The sequence below is a fragment of the Flavobacterium endophyticum genome, from assembly GCF_003634455.1.
Taxonomy (GTDB): domain Bacteria; phylum Bacteroidota; class Bacteroidia; order Flavobacteriales; family Flavobacteriaceae; genus Flavobacterium; species Flavobacterium endophyticum.
This window is the reverse complement of the sequence record NZ_RBLC01000001.1, coordinates 1,462,064-1,484,009: the sequence shown is the minus strand read 5'-3', so window position 1 is coordinate 1,484,009 and position 21,946 is coordinate 1,462,064. Positions and strand designations below refer to the sequence as shown.

Here is a 21,946-nt window from a genome sequence, read left to right as displayed (position 1 = left end):
CTTAAAACGGGCCCTACGGCCCGTTTTTTTTGCTTTGCGCTAAATGTATGCCGAGCAGAATTGAAATAAATAGAGGCCTGCTAAATGCGTTTAAGGTCATAAAAAAAGCCTGCCGGACCAATCGGACCGGCAGGCTTGCATCAAATATATTAAAACTAAATACCTACAAAGCGGCAACCAGTTCTTTCCATTCTTTTAGTTCTGGAATGCCTGGTTTTCTTTTTCCGAAGAACTGAACGATGATTTCGCCCATTTCATTGAATACTTCGATAGCGGTAACTTCGCCATCTTCTGTCGGTTTTCTTACGATCCAAGTTTGTGCGATTTTCGACATGTCAAGGTGCATGTTGAAATCTGGGTCCATTACGTTGAACCAGTCGCCATGCCACATTGTTTTTCTTACCAATCCGGTGTGGATTTGGATGTTTCCTCTGTTTCCAGTGAATACCATGATCGGCAGCTTGCTTTCGGCAGCGCCTTCTAGCATTTTTACGATTACGTCTTTTTCTACTTTCTTGGCAAAGTTTTCGTTTGGAGCCAAACGAAGGGCTTGTGTTCTTGTTACTCCGAATTTACGAAGCATTCCGAAGAATTCGTGGGTATCTTTTAGGGTTTCCCAAGCGGTTTGGAAACCAGCTACATCAATATCAGCATCTGCTTTTTCGTCAATGTTCAACGGTACTTCAATTGTTGTTTCTGCTGTTGACTGGTCTTCTGATTTGTATTTTTCAACTAAAGCGTCGAAAGCGGCTTCGTTGCTGTCTTTTGTCAGGTAGATCTTGTGGATTGCCAAACCGTCTTTTCCGAAGAACTGAAGGCTTTTTCTGTCTCCGTGCTCTGATTTCTCGGCTACGGCAAAAGCTTTTGCCCAGTGGCCTAAAAAGATACGCAAATCGATATCTTCACCTACAAACAGTCCTGCATGCGGAGAGCTGAAGTCAGGATTTAGGTAGATTCCTTTTCTTTCGTGTACGCATTCTTCGTTGCGTGTCAAGGCCATTACTTTTCCTAGTGTTTCTACTTCGGTAAGGATTGCCGAAAATTCCGGACGAAGCCTAGTTACGGTTTCTCCTACTTGCGTAGCTACTAATTCTGCTTCGCTTACGCCTAGTTTTTCAGCGGCATTGCGGATTCTTAAATGTGGGTTTTCGGCTTTTAGCTTTTCCCATTGCGACTTCAGGTTGTTTGTTACTGTATCCATCTGTGTAAATATTATGTTCCAAAAATTATTAAAGGGTTCTGATTTACCGGGTTCAGGCAAATCGTGCAAGGAAAGTTATAGACCTTGCTTATGATTTCTTTTGTAAAGACCTTTTCTGGCTTGTCGTGGCTCACGATCTTTCCTTTTTTGAGCAGGAGCACTTGGTCTGCAAATTGTGCTGCCAGGTTGAGGTCGTGGAGTACGACGATAGCCGTATTGCCTAGTTCTGTAAAGTTTTTAAGGGTATGGAGTATCCTGTGCTGGTGCAGGATGTCTAAGTTGTTCAAAGGCTCGTCCATAAAAACGAGTTTGTGGGCGATGTCGTTTTCGAGCTGCGCCAATACTCTGGCCAGGTGCACGCGCTGTCTTTCGCCTCCAGAAAGGGTGTTGTAGTCTCTGTCTTTCATAGCAACGACATCGGTTTCTGCCATTGATTTCATCACGGCGTCGATGTCGGACTGCTGCGGCACGGAGTTAAAATAAGGATAGCGTCCCATCATGACAACATCGTTTACGGTAAGCGGAATGTCGTTGCTGTTCTGCTGCGAGAATTTTGCCTTGTGCTGCGGCAGTATTTTCTGGTCCCATTCTTCAAATGTTTTCTTTTTGAAGTAAATAGGTTCTTCGCTTTGTCCCATTTCGTTGGCCAACATGCTCAAGAGCGTTGATTTGCCGGCTCCGTTTGGCCCGACAATTACGAGCAATTCGCCGTAATTAACAGACACGTCGATGTTTTCCAGAATGGAGAATTTTTTGTGCGAATACGATATCTTGCAGGCTTCTAGCATATCACATCGATTTTTTGTTTCGAATTAAAATAGCAATAAAAATAGGCGCTCCCATAAACGCTGTCAGGATTCCGATCGGAATTTCTGATGGCGGTACAATGGTTCTGCTTATGGTATCTGCCGTGAGCAACAGGATGCTTCCAAAGATTGCCGACATGGGCAGGATGATATGGTAATTCGATTTAAATAGTAATCTTAAAATATAGGGAACGATCAGGCCGATAAAGCCGATGTTTCCTGAAAAAGCAACACAGGTTCCGACCAGCAAAGCGGTCAAAACGACTATTTTCTTTTTTATTTTTTCTACCGGAACTCCCAAATGCTGTGCGTCTCTTTCGCCAAGCATCATCGCATTCAGCGCTTTTCCTTTGGTAATCAAGAACGAAAAGGCAATCAGGATGATGGCCGCTAGAATAGCGTTTTTTGTCCAAGTCGCGCCTCCAAGGCTTCCTAAGTTCCAGAACGTCAAGTCTCTCAATTGTTCTTCTTTAGAGAGGTAAATCAGGAATCCTGTGGTTGCAAAACTGATGGCTGTGATAGCTACTCCTGAAAGCAGCATTACGACCACATTGGTTTTTCCGTTAGAAGTCGAAATTCGATACACGATTGTCATGGTCAGCAAGGCTCCTAGAAAGGCGGCAATACTCAGCATCGAAAAGTGAAAAACTTCGGGAATATACGGCTTGAAATGGCTTCCTAAAACAATGGAAACGGCAGCAAAAAGCATCGCTCCCGAGGTAATACCGATCAAGTCAGGCGAGGCGAGAGGGTTTTTAAACATGCCTTGAAGGCAGGTTCCTGAAACCGCCAAGGCACTTCCGACAAGAATTGACATCACGATTCGCGGCAGCCTTAATTCTAGCAGGACGTATTTGTCACTGTCCGGAATTGAGCTGTCATTGTTAAAAATAGCTTGAAAAATGGCAAAGAACGAGTGTTTTTCGAATTCGTAAACTCCCATATATAAAGCCCCGGCTGCTAAAACGAGTAACAACACTAGGCTTAAAAAAATATATAACGGTAACTTATTTTGCATTATGGTCATTTCATCCCTTCGGGATTTTAGGAATTTTTCTTGCTGATTGCCCGTGAGACAACCAGCAAGCTAAACCCTTTTGGGATTTGTTATTTTGTGGCTTTGATCAACTCGGCGTTTAATGCCGCGGCACCTTCGCCAACACGCGGTCCAAAACCTGAAATCAAGGCACCGTCTAAAGCAATAATTTTTTTGTTTTTTCCTGCGTTTGTCTTGTCAACGCCTTGGATTTTAAGCAATCCGTCCACACCGCCAAGGCTTTCTAATCCGGAAGTAAACAACAAGATTACATCAGGATTTCCTTTGATTAGTGATTCTGGAGTCAATGGCTTGAAATCTTCAAACTCAGTAACTGCATTTCGGCCGCCAGCCAAAGCAATTGTTTTTTCAACCGGCGTATTTTTTCCAGATACCATTAGGGTTCCGGCGCCACGTGCATAGATGAACAATACTTTTGGGGCTTTTGCGATTGGCTGTACGTTAGCCAAATCGGCATCAATTTTATCTGTCAACGCTTTGAAGTCGGCTGTTTTTAGGATTCCGGCTACTTCAGCGATTAGTTTTTTTGTTCCTTCTGGAGTGAATTCTTGTTTTAGGATGTGGGCCTCAATACCAGCATTTTTTATTTTTTCTGCCAGTTCTGGACTCATGTCTTTTTCTGTACCGATGATTACTGTAGGTTTCAAGGCAATGATCGATTCAATCGTGATCGAGCGAACGTGACCCAAATCGGCTGCAGTGGTTTTGATTGTTTCTGGATAGGTTGAAGTGACATCAACTCCTACTATTTCTTTTTCGTGACCTAAAGCGGCAACAATTTCGGTTACGGCACCGTTTAATGAAACAATTTTGTGGGCTTCGGTTTTTTCAGCCGGGGCCTCTTCCTTTTTAGCTTCTTCTTTTTTACAAGAAACTACTGCTAATGAAACGATTGCAAGAACAAGAACGCTTATTTTTTTCATCTGTAACTGTGTTTGTTATTTTAAATAAATCTAAATAACCGCAAAACTATAACTATTTTTGTAGTCGTGAAAGTAAAAAATCTTAAAAGTTTCCTTAAATTACTGTAGCGCTTTATTTTGACGGTACTCGGAATGTCTTGTTTTTCTATTGCTGTAAAGAATAGGACGACGGCTTTCTAAATTACGTCTTCAGCGATACTGTTTTGATCTTGCCAAGAGATGGGCTGACATGGACTCACCATGGACTATCTATGGAGTATCTATGGAGTAACCATGGAGTAACTATAGAGTAGCTAGGGTAAAATAGGCCGGTTTTTTACTTGAACTGTGGTGAAGTTTTAATTCTATCTTAATTCTTACCGTATTACATAAACATACCGTAAATTTGCATCTATTTCCAAATATAACATGTTAGATATCCAATCCATTCGAGCCGAATTCCCGATACTTTCTCAGAAAGTGAACGGCAAGCCGTTGGTTTATTTCGATAATGCGGCGACTTCTCAAAAGCCTAAAGTAGTCTTAGAGGCGATTGCTTCTTATTATGAAGAAATCAATGCGAACATCCATCGCGGCGTGCACAAGCTGAGCCAATTGGCGACTGATGCATATGAGGCCTCGCGCGGCAAAATCCAGCGCCATATCAATGCGGCTCATAGCCACGAGGTACTTTTTACGTCGGGAACGACGCATGGCATCAATCTGGTCGCTAATGGGTTTGCTTCGCTCCTGAAACCAGGAGATGAGGTGATGGTTTCGGCTTTGGAGCATCATTCGAATATTGTTCCGTGGCAGATGCTGTGCGAAAGGACGGGCGCTCAACTGACGGTTATCCCGATGAACGAAAAGGGCGAACTGATCATGGAAGGGTTTGACCGACTGCTTTCGGAAAAGACAAAAGTGATTGCGGTCAACCATATCTCGAATGCGTTGGGCACCATTAATCCGATAGAAGAAATTATAGCGAAAGCGCACCGTTTTGGAACGGCAGTCTTGATCGACGGGGCACAGTCTGCAGCGCATATGAAGCCGGACGTGCAGGCACTGGATTGCGACTTTTATGTCTTTTCGGGCCATAAGATCTGCGGGCCTACGGGCACGGGTATCTTGTACGGAAAAGAGGCGTGGCTCAACAAGCTGCCTCCGTATCAGGGCGGCGGCGAGATGATCAAGGAGGTGACTTTTGAAAAGACGACGTATGCAGATCTGCCCCATAAATTTGAAGCAGGAACGCCAAATATTGCCGGGGGAATTGTCTTGGGCACGGCTATCGATTACTTGAACTCAATTGGTTTTGAAGCGATTGCGGCCTATGAGAATGAGCTTTTGGAGTACGGTACGCGCAGGCTACTGGAAATCGAGGGCGTGAAGATTTACGGGACTTCGGAGCATAAGACTTCGGTGATTTCGTTTAATGTGGAGGGCATCCATCCGTTTGATATCGGTACGATTGTTGACAAGCTAGGAATAGCGGTGCGTACAGGACATCACTGTGCACAGCCAATCATGCGCTTTTTTGATATTCCGGGAACGATTCGCGCTTCTTTTGCGTTTTACAATACGAAGGAAGAAATTGATGCGCTGGTCGAGGCGGTCAAAAAGGCAAAAACAATGTTATCCTAAATTATAAAGCTATGAAATTATTATCTGCATTTGTATTGGTTCTGGTTCTCGCCAAGGGCTGTAACAGCTCGGAACTGCGAAAGGAAAGCGAAAACATTTCTTTTGAATATGAGGCTACGACCCGAGGGAACTATGCTAAAATTATCGCCAAGCAGGACACGATCTTTACAATCAAGGGAAGAAAAGGGGAAGCTGTGGAGAAAAAGCTGTCGCGAAGCGATTGGAACGAGATGCTGGATTTATTGGCAAAGATTGACAAGAATAACATCCAAAACTTAAAAGCGCCTACTGAAAAAAGGTTTTATGACGGCGCCATGATTGCGAGCCTGACCGTGATCCACGGCAAGGATACGTATAAGAGCACTTCGTTTGACCATGGAACACCTCCTAAAGAAATTGAAAAGCTGGTGGAGAAAATCATAGCGGCTTCGGATATGCAAAAAGAAGATTAAAAATTATGACGATTCAAGAAATACAAGACGAAATAAAGGACGAATTCTCGATGTTTGACGATGAGAATTGGGACGAGCGTTACCAATATGTGATCGATCTGGGCAAGACGCTTCCGATGATCGATGACCAATACAAAACAGAAGACAATATCATCAAGGGCTGCCAGTCGAAGGTATGGCTGCACGGCGAAAAGCAGGACGACAAGATCGTCTTTACGGCCGACAGCGATGCGATCTTGACGAAAGGCATTATCGCGATCTTGATCCGGACTTTTTCTAACCAGAAGGCTTCGGACATCTTGGAAGCGGATACAAAGTTTATTGATGAAATCGGACTAAAGGAGCATTTGTCGCCAACGCGGGCCAACGGGCTGGTGTCGATGATCAAGCAGATCAAGATGTATGCGCTGGCTTTCCAGTCGGGTTCCTAGCTAAAAAGAGTGACAGAATTGGGCAAAGCCATCAAATAAAAGAAGTTACATTCGAATAACAAAACAAGTACAACAATCATGGAACACGAAATAGATACCAACCAATTGGGCGAGGATATTGTAAAAATACTGAAGACGATCTATGATCCTGAAATTCCGGTAGACATTTATGAGCTGGGGCTTATTTATGATGTCATGGTGAATACGGATTATGAGGTAAAAATATTAATGACGCTGACGTCGCCTAACTGTCCTGTGGCCGAAAGCCTTCCGAGAGAGGTGGAAGAAAAAGTCAACAAGATCGAGAACGTGAAAGCTACTGAGGTAGAAATCACTTTTGACCCGCCTTGGAGCAAGGACTTGATGAGCGAGGAAGCGAAATTGGAATTGGGAATGCTTTAGTAGGTTATAGTTGATAGTGGGTAGTTGATAGTTTTTGTGATCGTATAGTATTGACTGTCTACTCTCAACTATCCACTATCCATTATTCACTATCCATTATTCACTACCAACTACCCACTATTAACTATCAACTATCTCAATGGACGGAGAAATTATAAATAAGGTTGCGAACAGCGCGCTGGAAGTGTTTGACCTGGAGGATTATTATCCGAAAGGGCAGCGGGCAGAGCTGGATATATCGCAATGGCTTTTGGAGGGTTTTTTGTTGCGGGAGAAGGATTTCCGCGAGTATTTGAAAAACCATGACTGGGCGCAGTATCAGGATCAGTATGTTGCGGTATTCTGCAGTACGGATGCGATTGTTCCGGCTTGGGCTACTATATTGGTGACGGTGTATCTTTCGCCGTTTGCAAAAAGGGTGGCTTATGGCCGACTGGAGGATCTGGAGACTTCGCTGTATGAAGCAATTCTTTCCACTCTGGATTATTCAAAATACGAAGGAAAACCAGTCATTATCAAGGGGTGTTCCAGAAAGCCGGTACCGATGGGAGCTTATCTTTTGGCCGCCCAAAAGTTACAGCCTTTTGCGCGAAGCATTATGTATGGCGAGGCGTGTTCTGCCGTGCCTTTATATAAGAAAAAGTAACTTTTTTAGTACTTTTTCGGGTTTAAAAAGGGGTATTTAATATCTTTGTGTAAAACCCAACACGATGATAAAGAAACTCACCTTACTGCTGCTTTGCTTGTTCGGAATGACTCAGGCAAAAGCTCAAGAGCCATCGGCTACACCTGCCGATACTGTAAAGACTTGGCAAACCAAAGGGAATGCGTCGCTTCTTTTTAACCAATCTACCTTCGACAACTGGCTTGCGGGAGGAGAGAACAATATCTCTGGAACCATAGGGGTTAATTATGACTTTAACTACAAGAAGGATGATATTACTTGGGACAACAAGGTCATTGCTTCGTATGGTATCGTGAAAACGCGTACGAGTTCTTTTGCGAAAAAGACCGACGACCGTCTGGAACTGAACTCTTTGCTTGGTAAAAAATTCAAGCCGGACAGCCGCTGGTATTATTCGGCTTTCTTGAACTTTAAGACGCAGTTTACCAAAGGGTATGAGTATGGCAAAGATGCCAATGGTGTCGAAATCAGGACGGAGTACACGAACTTCTTATCGCCAGCGTATCTGACTTTTGGTCCTGGTATTCTTTGGAAAAGGGATGATAACTTGAAATTCAACTTTGCTCCTGCTACTTCTAAAATTACGTTTGTAGACAAAAACTTTACGTTGCCTGACGAAGCCTATTTTGGCGTAAAAGAAGGCAAGTCGCTGCGCTATGAGCTGGGTGCTTATGCTTCGGCCTATTATAAGCTGGATATCATGGCCAACGTGACGTTCGAGAACATCTTGAGCTTGTATTCGAATTATCTGGAGGATCCTCAAAATGTGGATCTGGACTACCAGCTGAATATCGTGATGAAAATCAACAAATATCTTTCTACCAACTTGTCGTTCCAGACGATTTATGACGACAATGCCTTCCAAGGATTCCAGATCAGGCAGGTATTCGGGGTAGGAGCGAACTACGGATTCTAGATTACATACTATTATAAAAGAAAAAGCCTTCACTACTGAAGGCTTTTTTTATGTCTGGCTTATTCGCCGTCGGTATTTTTATCTTCCGGAGCTTCCTTATAGTCAGGATACAGGAATTTGTTGTACGGGAAGCGCGTGATGTGTATTTCGCGTACGGCTTCGTATACTTTTTCGCGGAATTCCTCGAAGTTTTCTTTGTTGACTGCCGCGATAAACAGCGCTTTGTCTTCTCCGATACGCGACATCCAAGTGGCTTTCCATTCCTCTAGGGTATAGTGCTTGGTGGTCTTTTCTGTAATCAGGTCGTCTTCGTCGATGGTCAGGTGCTTGTAGGCATCGATCTTGTTAAAGACCATGATAGTCGGCTTGTCGGCACTCTTGATATCGGCCAAGATCTGGTTTACGGAGGCAATATGTTCTTCAAAATCAGGGTGCGAGATGTCTACGACGTGCAGCAACAAATCGGCTTCGCGTACTTCGTCAAGCGTGCTCTTGAACGATTCGACCAGCTGGGTCGGCAATTTTCGGATAAATCCAACGGTATCAGACAACAGGAACGGCAGGTTTTTGATGACTACCTTTCGTACCGTGGTATCCAATGTCGCAAACAGCTTGTTTTCTACAAAGACTTCGCTTTTGCTGATGACGTTCATCAGTGTTGACTTGCCTACGTTGGTATAGCCGACCAAAGCGACGCGTACCATGGCGCCTCGGTTGCTTCTTTGTACCGACATCTGCTTGTCGATGACCTTGATCTTGTCTTTTAGCAGGGCAATACGGTCACGGACGATACGCCTATCGGTCTCGATTTCTGTCTCTCCGGGACCGCGCATCCCGATACCTCCTTTTTGGCGTTCCAAGTGGGTCCACATTCCCGACAGCCTTGGCAATAGGTACTGGCATTGTGCCAATTCTACCTGCGTGCGGGCATAGGAAGTTTCGGCCCTTTGGGCAAAAATATCCAAGATAAGGTTCGTACGGTCCAGAACCTTGCAGTCCAGTATCTTGGTGATGTTCTTTTGTTGCGATGGCGTAAGCTCGTCGTCAAAAATAACGGTATTGATGGCGTGTTCTTTGACATAATGGTGGATTTCGTCCATTTTTCCCGTCCCTAAAAAGGTTTTTGGGTTCGGACGTTCCATCTTTTGGGAAAATCGTTTTACGACTTCCCCTCCGGCGGTATAGGTCAGGAACTCAAGCTCATCGAGGTATTCGTTGAGCTTTTCTTCATTCTGTTGCTGCGTTATAATCCCTACGACTACCGTCTTTTCAAACTTTATGGTTTCTTTTTCTAGCATAAGTGCAAAGATAAAAACAGTTTGCCTAAATATACGCCAGGCATTGGCATTATTTTTTTAACAGTACTTTCTGTACGCTGCCGCTGCTGCCTGCCATTTTCGCATAATAATAACCGCTCGGCAGTGCCGACAGGTCGATCTCGTTTACGGATTCGGGCAGGGTATTTTTTTGATATACGGCCTGGCCTAATGCATTGTATACGGCAATTGTGGTGAACTGGCCTTTGGATTCGGTCAGGTCGATCGTAAAGATACCGCTGCTTGGGTTTGGGTAGATGCGGATTCCATCTGCCAACACCAGGCTGTTTTCGATTTCTGGTTCGGTATTCCATAACTGTAGTGTACCTCTGGCTTGTCCACCCGGAATTTCAGGGGTTATCCTAGTGATGTTAGTGGCAGAGATACCGTTGTAATGGCTAAAGATTCCTGAAACGATTACTTTTCCGTCGACTTGGCGGTTTAGGTCCATGACACTCGGCATAGGTGCTGGAATAGAAGTGTGTGTCGGACCGCTACCCGAACTGAAAGAAGCATCGCGCGTTCCATTAGCATTTAATCGTGCTAATTTGGCATGGGTAAAGCCCTGCAATGTTGTAAATTCGCCGGCGATAATGAACTTACCGTCTGGTTCTATCACCACATCATTGATAACTCTGTTTGCGAGTGGAGGGGCAAACTGAAGATCCATGGCTCCATTGCTTTGCAATCTGGCCATGTTTTTTCTTACGTATTTTAAATAGGAGTTAAAGGCTCCCACGACGAGAATCTTACCATCAGACTGTAATACTACGTTCTGTATTGGTGCAATACAAGATGAGCAGTAATTCGTATCTCTATAATACTGTTGCCCCACTGTTGCCTTGACAAAATTTTCATCAAGCGATCCGTCTGTATTAAGCTGGAAAAGATTGACCTGTCCTCCCGGCTCCGTGCTATAATTTCCGGAAACAATTAGCTTGTCGTCAGTAGTTACATTTATGGTATGTATGGATCCAAAAGTACCTAGTTCATAGGTATAAGGGTATACAAAAGACGTATCCAGAGAGCCATCGACATTAAGACGAATCATGTTTCGCACCGGCACGCCATTATAAGAACGGATAAAGCCACCACCCAATAGAATCTTTCCATCACTTTGTATGGCACAGGCCAACACTCTGTCATTAACTCCGATACCGACACCGCCTACATTAAAACTGGAATCGACGGTTCCGTCGGCATTTAGCCTAGCGATACCTTTTCCTGTTGAGGTTCCGTTGACAGAAGTAAAGGTTCCAACTACAATAATCTTATCGTTGGAGAGCACTTTAAAGTCATACGGCGGATCGGGTAAGGTTCCTAAAGCAGGAAAAGAAGTATCTTGCGTAAGGTCGGTATTCAATCGCATCAGGTGTTTGGCACTGACGTTATTGTATTTGTTAAATATGCCGCCGATGATGATTTTTCCAGTACTCTGGAGCTCTGACTGATATACTGTCTTGTTCGCACGGATGGCAAAAACAATTTCTGGCGTCGTAGTCACTGGGTCGGCTACCGAGACGGTTACTGTAGCAGTGTCGCAAATGGACGGGCTTGATACCAAGCAGATGCTGTACTGTAGGGTATAGGTATTAATGAGCGTAGCTGCCGGAATCCAGATCGTACCGTCTGGATTTATCGAGGCTCCTGCAATACCGCCATTATTGGTAAGTGTTATGATCACCTCGGCAGTATTGGCAGTAATGCCATTGACCGTGTCGTTAGAGAGCACTGATGATGTCATATCTCCGGTCAAGTAATTGATTGGCGTACTAGAAAAATTATCGTTTACGGCATTGACGGTCTGCGGATTTACGGTTATAGTGACTGTAGCCGTATCGCAGTTGGAAATGCTTGCCGTTTCACAGATTTGATAGACTAAAGAGTAATTTCCTATAGGTACAGTTGAAGCAACATTGACTGCGCCTGTTGTGGCATTTAGAGTAATACCACTATGTGTAGCACTCACAAAAGACAATGTAACATTTGATAAGGTAGCTGAAAGTTCATTAAAGGTGTCATTGATAAGTACGTTAGCAACGGGCGTGTTTGAGAGTCCGTTTAGGGCAGTTCCTGAATCGTTGTTAGCGATTACAGGTGGAGGACAATTGGTTGTGAGGATTTGTATCGAAATAAGTGAAGGTGTATAGTTTCCGGTACCTAAGTCGCCATCAAAATTCTGTCCGGTATTCCAGAATGTTCCGTCTGTTTTTATTTTTTCAAAACATCTTCCATATCTATTAAGAGAAGCCCAATCCGTTTCTGTTCCAATCTGTATTGGGGTACTAACTAGGGTAGTGCTTCCAGTGCCTAAATTATGGCCATATCCCCATCCCCAAAGTGTTCCGTTACTTTTGATGCCTGACTGATGCGATATTTTAGACCAGTCATTATCTGATCCGATTCTAACTGGTGAATATCTTTTTGTTGTGGTTCCATCACCCAAAGGATTAGAGAGACTGTTATCGCCCCAACCCCATAATGTTCCGTCAGATTTTAATGCATAATTAGTGCTTTCTACAGGGTTAAATTCATTATAAGTGGCAATAGCTACCCAATTAGTATCATTCCCGATTTGGGTAGGGGTGTATACAACCTCAGCGGCTGAGGCACCGAGGCCCAGTGCCACCTTTTCATAGTTCCGTCCCCAAGCCCATAAAGTTCCGTTCGTTTTTATGGCAAAAGAATAGCTAAATCCTGCGAAAATCTTTTCCCAGTCTGTGTCCGTGCCAACTTGAACGGGAGATAATATTGGTTCACCGGCCGTTCCTGTTTCACCCCACATCCATAGAGTACCATCTGTTTTTATGGCCAAACAATGGTCTGCTCCCGCAGCTACTGTTTTCCAATTGGTCCCTGTACCGACTTGTGTAGGTACAGTACGATATGTCATATTGTCCCCTAGACCTAATTCACCATCGTAGTTTTCGCCCCAAGTCCATAGAGTCCCGTTGTTTTTTATGGCTGCGGTAAAATATTCTGTACAACTTGCCTGTTTCCAATCAGTATCTGTGCCAATCTTTATTGGAGTGGTGTTTCCGTCTCCAGACGTACCATTCCCTAATTGTCCAGATTGGTTCGGTCCCCATTTCCATAAAGTTCCGTCCATTTTAATGCCTGTACAATAATTAGCTGATTTCCAGCATTGCGCATCCACCTTACTCCAGCATAAAGCTAAAAGTAAAAAAAGTACTGTTTTTTTCATAAATCTAAATTGTTTTAAATGGTTAATAAAAATGTAAACTGTTCCTTATAATATATAATGTTCATATGTATTTACCTTGTTTTCTTATTGGTAATTTTTGCTTTTTCTAAGATTTACCTTTATTGTTTCTTGCTTTACGTCTAGCCGTATCTGATCCATGAAAATCCCAATGTTGTGCCAAAAAGGCCAATTGGAGTACCCTATAACCTATTTTATGTCAACGGATTGCAGGAATTTTAGTGCAAATTACGATATATTGTCACATCTTTCATAAAAAATGTTAAAAAATGTATTTTTTGATAAAAGCGCCTATTTTTGGGCGATGGGTACCGAGAAAACAGCAAAAAAAACTCAAAAACAAGAAGAAATGATGCGAATAAGAGAGGCGAGAAGCCCAAAAATTACGGTTTATCACAAAACAATTTAGTTAAATGTCATTTTTTTGTTATGATATTCTTAAAAATAGTTAAATTTGAAGTTCTTAAATTTTTATCAAAATATATTAAACAACCTAAACTTTTCATTTTATGAAAAAAATTACCTTATTACTTCTTACCTTTTTCATGTCTCTCGTCACCTTTGGGCAAGGTCTGACGGAGAACTTTGATGGAGGTACGACTCTGCCGACAGGTTGGAATTGGTTTAATGGTCCTCTTCCACCTCAGTTCGCACAAAGAAACTGGCAGATTAATACACAGGCAAACTTTTCAGCCTCGGCTCCTAATTCTGCCTTTGTGCAGAATTACCAAATAGGTCAAGGGAACACTGCGAGAAACTGGTTAGCAACGACCCGTGTAACCCTTCCTGACAATGCCCAATTGCAATTTTTAACTAGGGCTTTCCTGAACGATGATCAGGGAACCATTTATGAAGTTAGAGTTTCAAGGAATCCTATCCAAAATGTTTTGTCAGATTATACTCTGGCAGAAGACTGGACCGAGCTCGAGCTAAATCCTAACGGGATTTATGAAGAGAATGGAACCACACCACGCTGGGATGAAAAAACGGTCAACCTGAAAGCATTAGGTTATAATGCAGGGGAACAGGTGTATATAGCCTTTGTGCGTGTACAAACACAAACTGGTTCTGGAATTGGCGGAGACCGTTTCTATATTGATGACGTGCGCGTTTCTAAAAAATGCGACATGCCTAATAACTTGCAGGCTCCTACGATCAACATGACGAATGCAACTCTAACTTGGACTGTTCCAACTGGAGGCGCTACTGAATTTGAAGTGATTATCGTTCGTGATAACCAACAAATCACGGATGGTACTATAGTACAAGTAACTGGGACAACCTATAATATTCCTCTTGGAACATTAACTCCAGATACCAACTATAAATATTATGTAAGAGCAGTCTGTTCGCCAACCAACAAGAGTGATTGGACAACGCCTTACTTTTTTACGACGGCTTCTTTAGGAGAAACGTGCGCGGATCCTATCGTGATGCCGGGTATACCGTATTCTACTACGAACCATACTACGAATTCTAACGACAGAACAGACGTAGCACAGGGAACTGGTTGCGGGGCGGTTCCTGCCGGAACCAATTATATGACTGGTAATGAGGTATTCTATTCTTTTGTTGCTCCGACAAGTGGCGATATCCGTGTAGAGATGACTCCAACCGGACCTAACTCTGGTGTATTTGTATACAGCAGCTGTGCGAACGTAGGAGTAAGCTGCGTTGCGGGTGCTGCGAATACTAACAGTACGACTAGAATTGTTACGCTTCTTTCTGTAACTGCAGGACAGACCTATATTGTGGTTGTTTCTTCTACAAGCGCCAACCAAACGATAGGCTATTACCTAGAATTACAATACATTACTTGTGATGAACCTACTGCCTTAGCAGCATCAAATATTACACAGACTCAAGCAACTCTATCGTGGGGCAATGTTCCTGGCTATACGGAGTGGCAAGTGGCTATTCAGCCAGCAGGATCTGCTATTCCTGCTGTAGGATCGCCTTCACAAACAGTGACTACTAATACAGGACATGTTTTTACTCAAATGGCTGATGGAACTGCTCTAACAGGTTCAACATCTTACCAATACTGGGTACGAGCTTTGTGTGTAGCAGGTGGTTCGACCTATAGCCCTTGGGCAGGTCCGTTTGAGTTCTTTACTCCTATATGTAATCCGGATCCGACTACGTCGAGTCCATGTAACCATAACTTCAGGCTAACCGGTACTAACGGATGGCAGGGAGCAGTGATGCATGTGAGACAAAACGGTATCACGGTAAAAGTCCTTGGACCACAATTTACATCAGGTACTTCTTTAGTAGTACCAGTTCCATTATGTCATGGTATCCCATTCGAATTGGTATGGGTAACGGGCGGAACTGCTCCTGCAACCGTAGGAGTTGTTGTCCAAAATTCATTCGGACAATTATTGTATCAAAAAACAGCCGGTACAGGAGCCCCTGGCACTGCGCCACTGTTTACAGAAATGGTCGATTGTGAATTCCCAAAATGTCCAGTTCCTATTAACTTGGGCGCTACAGGAATTACTGCCAATGGAGCCACTTTAACTTGGACTCCGGCATCGCTTCCATCTGGACCAACTACGGACTGGGAAATCTATCTGTCGCCACAAGAATCGGCAGTAGTTCCATTGAATACAGATCCTATCAATTTAGCCAACGTTACCAGCACACGTCCTAATCCAAGAACTGGATTGATTTCGGATACTCCTTATGTATTCTATATCAGAACAGTCTGTGGTCCTAATAGGGCGAGTTTGTGGGTAGGTCCATTTTCGTTTAGAACGGCGGTATCTTGTGGTATCCCGACTAACTTAAATGTTTCTGACATAAGAACAACTAGTGCTGTTTTAGGCTGGACACAGCCAGCATTGGGAGCAGCTTCTTCTTGGCAGGTAGTGGTTCAGGCACCAGGTGGTGATGTTCCTACTTATAATGATCCTGCTGCTGTAACAATAGCGAATGGTGGAGCATATGGATCAGGAGTTCCAGGTGCAGTAGGTACTGCATTGCAAGCAGCAACTCAGTATGAGTTTTATGTAAGAGCGGTTTGTTCTGGTACTGACGTTAGCCGTTGGGTAGGTCCATTCTTGTTCAATACAGCGTGTGATCCGATACCAGTTCCCTATTCTGAAGGATTCAACAGCACTTCTCCAAGACAGCTTTGCTGGTCTACATTGAGTGTTAGCGGAACGAATACTTGGAACATGAACGACACTGCGACACCTTTTGAAGGTAACGAAGTAGCTACGTTCACGCCAAATGCTGGAACAAACAATGATGACTGGTTGATTTCGCCAGTATTAGATTTGAGAACAGGCTATAGAATACGTTATAAATATAAAGTAGCGAGTGCTACAGCAGCCAATACGCTTGAAGTTGTCCTTTCAAATGGAGGTTCTATTGCTCCAGCCAACTTTAACACAACAACTCCTTTATGGAGAGGCACATTGACCAATACAGAATACAGAGAACGCATTATTAACTTAGTTGGAGAAGGCGGTCCTCCGGGAACTTTGGTAAACATTGCTTTCCATATTCCACAAGGAGCAAATAGCCAAACTAAGATTTTTATTGACGATATTGTGATTGAGCCAATCCCAGCTTGTCCGGATCCGATGGATCTAGGTATAGTAGCGGGAAGCATCACTTCGACTTCTGCACAATTATTCTGGACACCAGGATACCAAGAAACACAATGGCAGGTTGCGGTACAGCCGGTAGGAACGGGAGTTCCGTCTGCTACCTTTGCAGGTGCTGTTACTACGAATAATATCAACTTCCTTGCCAATACGAATACTGTTACTGGAGCGCCTTTACAGCCAGGTAACCAATATGAGTACTATGTAAGAGCAGTATGTGCTGATCCGAACGTAAGCCAATGGGTTGGACCAATCGTATTTAGAACCTTGCTTTGCGAAACAGCGGATCTGTGTGCTTATACTTTTAGATTGACCGATACGGCATCTAACGGATGGGGCGCTGGCGTTACGATGAGCGTTATGCAAAACGGATTGTTGGTTGCTACCTTGACAGGCCCTCCAGCTGGGGTTACTTTTGTAGACCAAGTTGTTAGTTTCTGTCCTGGCGTTCAATTTGAAGTGTTCTGGAATCCTAGTACAGCTACTACGGCTAACTTAGGCCAAGTAGGATTAACGATAACCAACTTCTATAACGAGCAAATCTATACTAAACCTCCAGGAACTGGAAGACCAAATAGTAGATTGTACAGAGGTATGCCTTTCTGTTCTGCAATTACTTGTCCTTATCCGACTAACTTAACGGTAGAGCAGACTTCTCCTACTTCGGCTAACATCAGCTGGACACCAGGAGGAACAGAGACAGCATGGGAGTATGTTCACCAAGCAGCAGGCGGTCCTTACCCAGGATCTTTACCAGGAACTCGTGTGACTGTACCGAATGCTAACCTTATCGGAATACCACCTACAATACCTCAAGAATATTATGTAAGAGCCATCTGTGGACCGGATAACGTGAGCTACTGGTCAGGACCTTATGAATTTACGCTTTACAACTCACCAGGTTGTATTGGTGTGGATATTGAGGGTATTACAATGTCTTTGGGAGAAGAAAAAATTCTTTGTCCAGATGATTTGTGTATCGATCTATCGGCAACTTATTTCCAAACACAGGCTACAACAAGCTACCGTGTGGAACGTATTGATTATGCGCCGCCATTCCCATATACTGCGGGATCTTCTAGTATCGTACTTCCGATTAATGCGGATGACGACTGGTCGCCATTGGTTGACTTGACATTATTAAGTGATTCTACCGGACAAAGCAGACCGTTTAATTTCTGTTTCTTCGGGGATGCTTATAGCAAATTATTAGTTACGGATAACGGTGCGATTACCTTCAGTATTTCTGGGCCTACAGGAAACGGAGGGATGTATGAGCCAGGATCTGGAGCTGCAGGATGGGTATTAAATGCTAACAGTACTATTCCGTTGATTCCACCTATGGCAGCTACAACGCAATTACCGTATAGAAATTCTATTTCTGGAGTATTGCAAGATCTTTGGCCGGAGCAATCTCCAGCAGATGCGTCTATCAACTATACCGTTTTAGGTACGGCTCCTTGTAGAGCATTCGTATTGAATGTTTATAAAATGGCTTCTTACTCTACAGCTTGTACTAGTCAATTACAGACTAGCCAGATTGTATTGTATGAAGGAAGCAACATCATTGATGTTTATGTAGAAAAGAGAACTCCTTGTCCAGGCCACAATGGCGGACGTGGTATAATCGGTATCCAAGGCGATACGAATACAGAGTTTGCTGTTCCTCCAGGAAGAAATACTGGAGCATGGACCGCTGAGAATGAAGCTTGGAGATTTGTTCCAGACGGAGCTTTGTCTAATGTGGTATTCAAATGGCTTAAAGACGGAGAATTCTACAGCAACGATCTAGACATCAATGTTTGTATCGAAGAGGTTGCTTTAATGCAAGCGGTAGCGTTATATGACAAATGTGACGGGACAACTGTAGAAAGAAAAGCTGAGGTGAAACTTATTAAAGATGTATTCCCAGAAAACGAGCCAGAAGATTTAAAAGCGTGTACAGGAACTACAACTCAGTTTGACGTAACTGTTAACACTGATGTGATTCTTGATGGTATTGAAAATCCAGATGACTATGTAATTACGTACTATCTGACTCTTCCAGAGGCAGAAGACGGAACAACAGGTGCTGTTACTTCTGTTACTACTACTGTTGATGTTCCAGTGTATGTAAGAATTGACAAGCCTTCAACAGGATGTCATATCATTACAGATTTCAATATCAAACCAAACAATCCACTGCCAGCGTATACGGTAGATGGCGATATGATTATCTGTGAAGGAGATTCGACTACTGCTACTGTAGTACCGACAAACTTTAACTTGGCAGATGGAACGTATACATGGACATTACCTGACGGAACGGTTTCTGACCAAACTGGAAGTACTTTCAATATTACTCCAGCCAATACACAGGAAGGTACGTATAGCGTAAAAGTGAGCAATGGTTGTGAAGAGACGGTAGAATTTGTATTACAAGTGAATGAAATTGATACTGACTTTACGTATGAAACGCCAGTGTGTCCAACAGGAACGATTACTCCAGAATTGACAGATGCTCTTGCATTTACAGTAGGAGGAGCGTATACTATTTCTCCAGCATTGCCAATTGATGCCACTACAGGAGAAGTTACTCTTGATGGCGCAGCTGCGGGTGACTATGTTGTTACTTATACGGTTACTCCTGCGATTACAAATTGTACGGATGACAAAACAGGTGCGTTTACGTTTACGGTTACTGGCGGAGTTACGCCTGGTACAGCCTTCACGTATCCACAAGATGAATACTGTATCACAGATCCTAGCCCAATTGCGGTCATTCCAGGTGTTGGATATACAGCAGGAGGTACATTTACGGCTACCCCAGCTACAGGTCTTGGTCTAGATGCTACTACTGGTGCTATCGACTTTACGACAAGTACAGCAGGATTGTATAGAGTATTCTATACGATAGAAGAAGATGCAGCTCTTTGTAGAGCGTACTCTCAAAGTTTCTTTGATATCCGTATCAATCCTTCTGGAACGGCTACGACAGGATTCACATATACGACCCCAGTTTGTATTAGCGGTACGAACCCAATGCCGATTCCTGTTTCAGGATTCGTAACTGGCGGTACTTATAGTTTAGTAGCTGGTACAGGTGTAGTATTTGACCCTACAACAGGAGAAATTGATCTTGCTAATTCTCAGCCAGGAACGTATACTATCAAATATACTGTAGCTGCTTCAGGATGTGGTCTAGGAGGAAACACTGATGCGACTATCGTTATCAATGCACTTACGCAGCCAGCGGTAGCCTTCAGTTATGCAACACCAGTTTGTAAGAATGCAACGGTTAACCCAATGCCAGTTCCAGGAGCAGGTTTCGTGACAGGAGGACAATATACTTCGACTGATCCGAATGTGTCTGTGAACTTGACTACAGGAGAAATCAACTTAGCAAACTCTCAAATAGGAACGTATACGATCACGTATTCAGTACCTCAAGATAATGGGCTTTGTAGAGATGCAGGAAGTTTTGATACTACAATTACGATTACTACGGCAATCAACCCAGTAACGGATTTTGCTTATAGCGATGATAGTTTCTGTTCTTCAGGAACTCAAGGATCTATACCAACTGGCGGATTTACTCCAGGTGGACAGTTTACTGCCAACCCAAGCACAGGCTTAACCTTGAACCCGAATACGGGTGAAATCATAGCTGGCACAAGTGCTCCAGGTACGTATGTAGTTACTTATCTAATTACAGCAGATCCGGCTACATGTAGAAATAGATCAGAGTCTTCATTTACTGTAACTATTGAGAATCAGCTTGACATTACTTTCGCTAATGAATGTCAAAATAATGAGTATGTTCTAATTGCTTCGCCTTCTGACCCAAGCTACACCTATGTGTGGAGAAACGCTCAGAATGAACAAGTAGGTACCAACAGCAGTACTTTCAATGTATCGCAATATGTTGCTACACTTTCTGGAGAGGTTCAATATCCGTTGAACTTTACAGTAACCATTATTACGGCTACTGGTTGTGAAAGTGTTAAACCAGTTGAGGTTTCAAGCACATTCTGTGATATCCAAAAAGGTATTTCGCCAAATAATGATGGTAATAACGAAACTTTTGACCTTACCGGTTTCAATGTGAAGAAATTAACTATCTTTAACCGCTACGGTACCGAAGTATATAGCTTTACAAACTATACGAACCAATGGAGAGGACAGTCTAGCGGAGGAAAAGAACTGCCTGATGGAACTTACTATTATGTAATAGAAAGAAGCGGTGTATCTTCTAAAACAGGATGGATTCAAATCAATAGAGAAAGAAACTAAATAGATATATTAAAAACACTGCCTGCTGTTAAGGCCGGCAGTGTTTTAATGATATAAAAAAAAGCAAACCAATGAAGAAAATATTTTTCACCGCACTGATAGCACTATCGGCTCTTGTTGATGTTGAAGCGCAGCAGGATCCGCATTATACGCAGTATATGTATAATATGAACGTGATCAATCCAGCTTATGCGGGTTCAAAAGAAAACCTGTCTTTTGGAGTATTATACAGGCAACAATGGGAAGGAATCGAGGATGCTCCAAGAACCTTAACTTTTTCAGGACATAGTCCTGCCGGAAAGAATGTAGGTTTGGGACTTTCTGTAATTTCTGACGAAATCGGACCTGTAAAAGAACAAAACGTTTATGGAGATTTCTCGTATACATTAAATCTTGGAGGAGAACATCGTCTTGCCCTAGGGATCAAGGCTGGTGCTACTTTCCAAAAAATAGGATTGTTTTCGGATATTAACGGGTCGTTGCCTGATCCAGATGATGAGGCATTCTCTGAAGACAGCAACAATACCTATTTTAATATAGGAACAGGTTTTTTCTATTATACCAATAATTATTATATCGCTTTATCGGTTCCGAACATGCTTAAATCAAAACATTTGAGCGTTAGGAGAGATGGGCAGGAAAGACACTATGGTGAAGAAACGCAGCATTATTTCTTGACGGGTGGTTATGTGTTCCAATTGACAGATAACATCAAGTTCAAGCCTTTTACGATGATTAAATCAGCGTTTGATGCTCCTGTATCTTTTGACGTTTCGACTAACTTCTTATTCAATGAGAAGTTTGAGATTGGAGCGACTTATAGATTGGATGACTCTTTTGGAGGTATGGTAAACTATGCTATTACTCCAAGCTTGAGAATCGGGTATGCTTATGACAGAATCATTTCTGACCTGAAAGTAACGACTCCGGCTTCTCACGAGGTAATCCTGTTATTTGACTTGAATTTCCCTAAAAAGGTATCACGTTCACCAAGATATTTCTAACCTAAAAGCGACCTAGAC

The 21,946-nt window shown here is 43.1% G+C and carries 14 protein-coding genes; 8 read left to right on the top strand and 6 right to left on the bottom strand.

Annotated features, from left to right (window positions below; genetic code table 11):
• Positions 1-163 precede the first annotated feature (163 nt).
• The 4 genes from CLV94_RS06780 to CLV94_RS06765 form a co-directional block, all read right to left on the bottom strand.
• A complete protein-coding gene (locus CLV94_RS06780; protein ID WP_121375652.1) occupies positions 164-1,201 on the bottom strand; it encodes a hemin-degrading factor in 1,038 nt (345 codons plus the stop codon).
• Between the two features lie 11 nt (positions 1,202-1,212).
• Complete coding sequence (locus CLV94_RS06775) at positions 1,213-1,989, bottom strand: heme ABC transporter ATP-binding protein (protein ID WP_121375651.1); 777 nt, start codon at positions 1,987-1,989, stop codon at positions 1,213-1,215.
• Position 1,990: 1 nt separating this feature from the next.
• The gene (locus tag CLV94_RS06770) at positions 1,991-3,025 is read right to left on the bottom strand and encodes a FecCD family ABC transporter permease (RefSeq protein WP_121376253.1); all 1,035 of its coding nucleotides are present in this window, start codon (positions 3,023-3,025) and stop codon (positions 1,991-1,993) included.
• A gap of 89 nt (positions 3,026-3,114) precedes the next feature.
• Positions 3,115-3,987 (bottom strand): heme/hemin ABC transporter substrate-binding protein, encoded by an 873-nt coding sequence (locus CLV94_RS06765; protein WP_121375650.1) that lies wholly within the window; start codon positions 3,985-3,987, stop codon positions 3,115-3,117.
• A 408-nt stretch (positions 3,988-4,395) separates the two neighbouring features.
• Here CLV94_RS06765 and CLV94_RS06760 point away from each other — a divergent pair, with 408 nt between their 5' ends.
• The 6 genes from CLV94_RS06760 (at position 4,396) to CLV94_RS06735 (ending at position 8,496) form a co-directional block, all read left to right on the top strand.
• Complete coding sequence (locus tag CLV94_RS06760; RefSeq protein ID WP_121375649.1) at positions 4,396-5,610, top strand: aminotransferase class V-fold PLP-dependent enzyme; 1,215 nt, start codon at positions 4,396-4,398, stop codon at positions 5,608-5,610.
• A gap of 11 nt (positions 5,611-5,621) precedes the next feature.
• Positions 5,622-6,062 carry a hypothetical protein gene (locus CLV94_RS06755; protein ID WP_121375648.1) on the top strand — a complete coding sequence of 147 codons (441 nt, stop codon included), beginning with the start codon at positions 5,622-5,624 and terminating at the stop codon, positions 6,060-6,062.
• 5 nt (positions 6,063-6,067) lie between these two features.
• Positions 6,068-6,493, top strand: a complete 426-nt coding sequence (locus CLV94_RS06750) for a SufE family protein (RefSeq protein ID WP_121375647.1) — start codon at positions 6,068-6,070, stop codon at positions 6,491-6,493.
• A 78-nt stretch (positions 6,494-6,571) separates the two neighbouring features.
• Positions 6,572-6,895 carry an SUF system Fe-S cluster assembly protein gene (locus tag CLV94_RS06745; protein ID WP_121375646.1) on the top strand — a complete coding sequence of 108 codons (324 nt, stop codon included), beginning with the start codon at positions 6,572-6,574 and terminating at the stop codon, positions 6,893-6,895.
• Positions 6,896-7,034: 139 nt separating this feature from the next.
• Positions 7,035-7,541 (top strand): DUF2480 family protein, encoded by a 507-nt coding sequence (locus CLV94_RS06740; RefSeq protein WP_121375645.1) that lies wholly within the window; start codon positions 7,035-7,037, stop codon positions 7,539-7,541.
• Between the two features lie 67 nt (positions 7,542-7,608).
• Positions 7,609-8,496 carry a DUF3078 domain-containing protein gene (locus CLV94_RS06735; RefSeq protein WP_245982509.1) on the top strand — a complete coding sequence of 296 codons (888 nt, stop codon included), beginning with the start codon at positions 7,609-7,611 and terminating at the stop codon, positions 8,494-8,496.
• A gap of 59 nt (positions 8,497-8,555) precedes the next feature.
• Here CLV94_RS06735 and hflX read toward each other — a convergent pair whose 3' ends face one another.
• A complete protein-coding gene (gene hflX / locus CLV94_RS06730; protein ID WP_121375643.1) occupies positions 8,556-9,794 on the bottom strand; it encodes a GTPase HflX in 1,239 nt (412 codons plus the stop codon).
• 49 nt (positions 9,795-9,843) lie between these two features.
• Positions 9,844-13,017: an RCC1 domain-containing protein gene (locus tag CLV94_RS06725; protein ID WP_121375642.1), complete on the bottom strand. Its 3,174-nt coding sequence runs from the start codon at positions 13,015-13,017 to the stop codon at positions 9,844-9,846.
• A 527-nt stretch (positions 13,018-13,544) separates the two neighbouring features.
• On the opposite strand from CLV94_RS06725, the gene CLV94_RS06720 reads away from it, so the two are divergent.
• On the top strand, positions 13,545-20,924 hold the full coding sequence (locus CLV94_RS06720) for a choice-of-anchor J domain-containing protein (protein ID WP_121375641.1): 7,380 nt from the start codon (positions 13,545-13,547) through the stop codon (positions 20,922-20,924).
• Positions 20,925-20,995: 71 nt separating this feature from the next.
• Entirely contained in the window at positions 20,996-21,928 is a 933-nt protein-coding gene (locus tag CLV94_RS06715) for a PorP/SprF family type IX secretion system membrane protein (RefSeq protein ID WP_121375640.1), read from the top strand.
• The last annotated feature ends 18 nt before the right edge of the window (positions 21,929-21,946 follow it).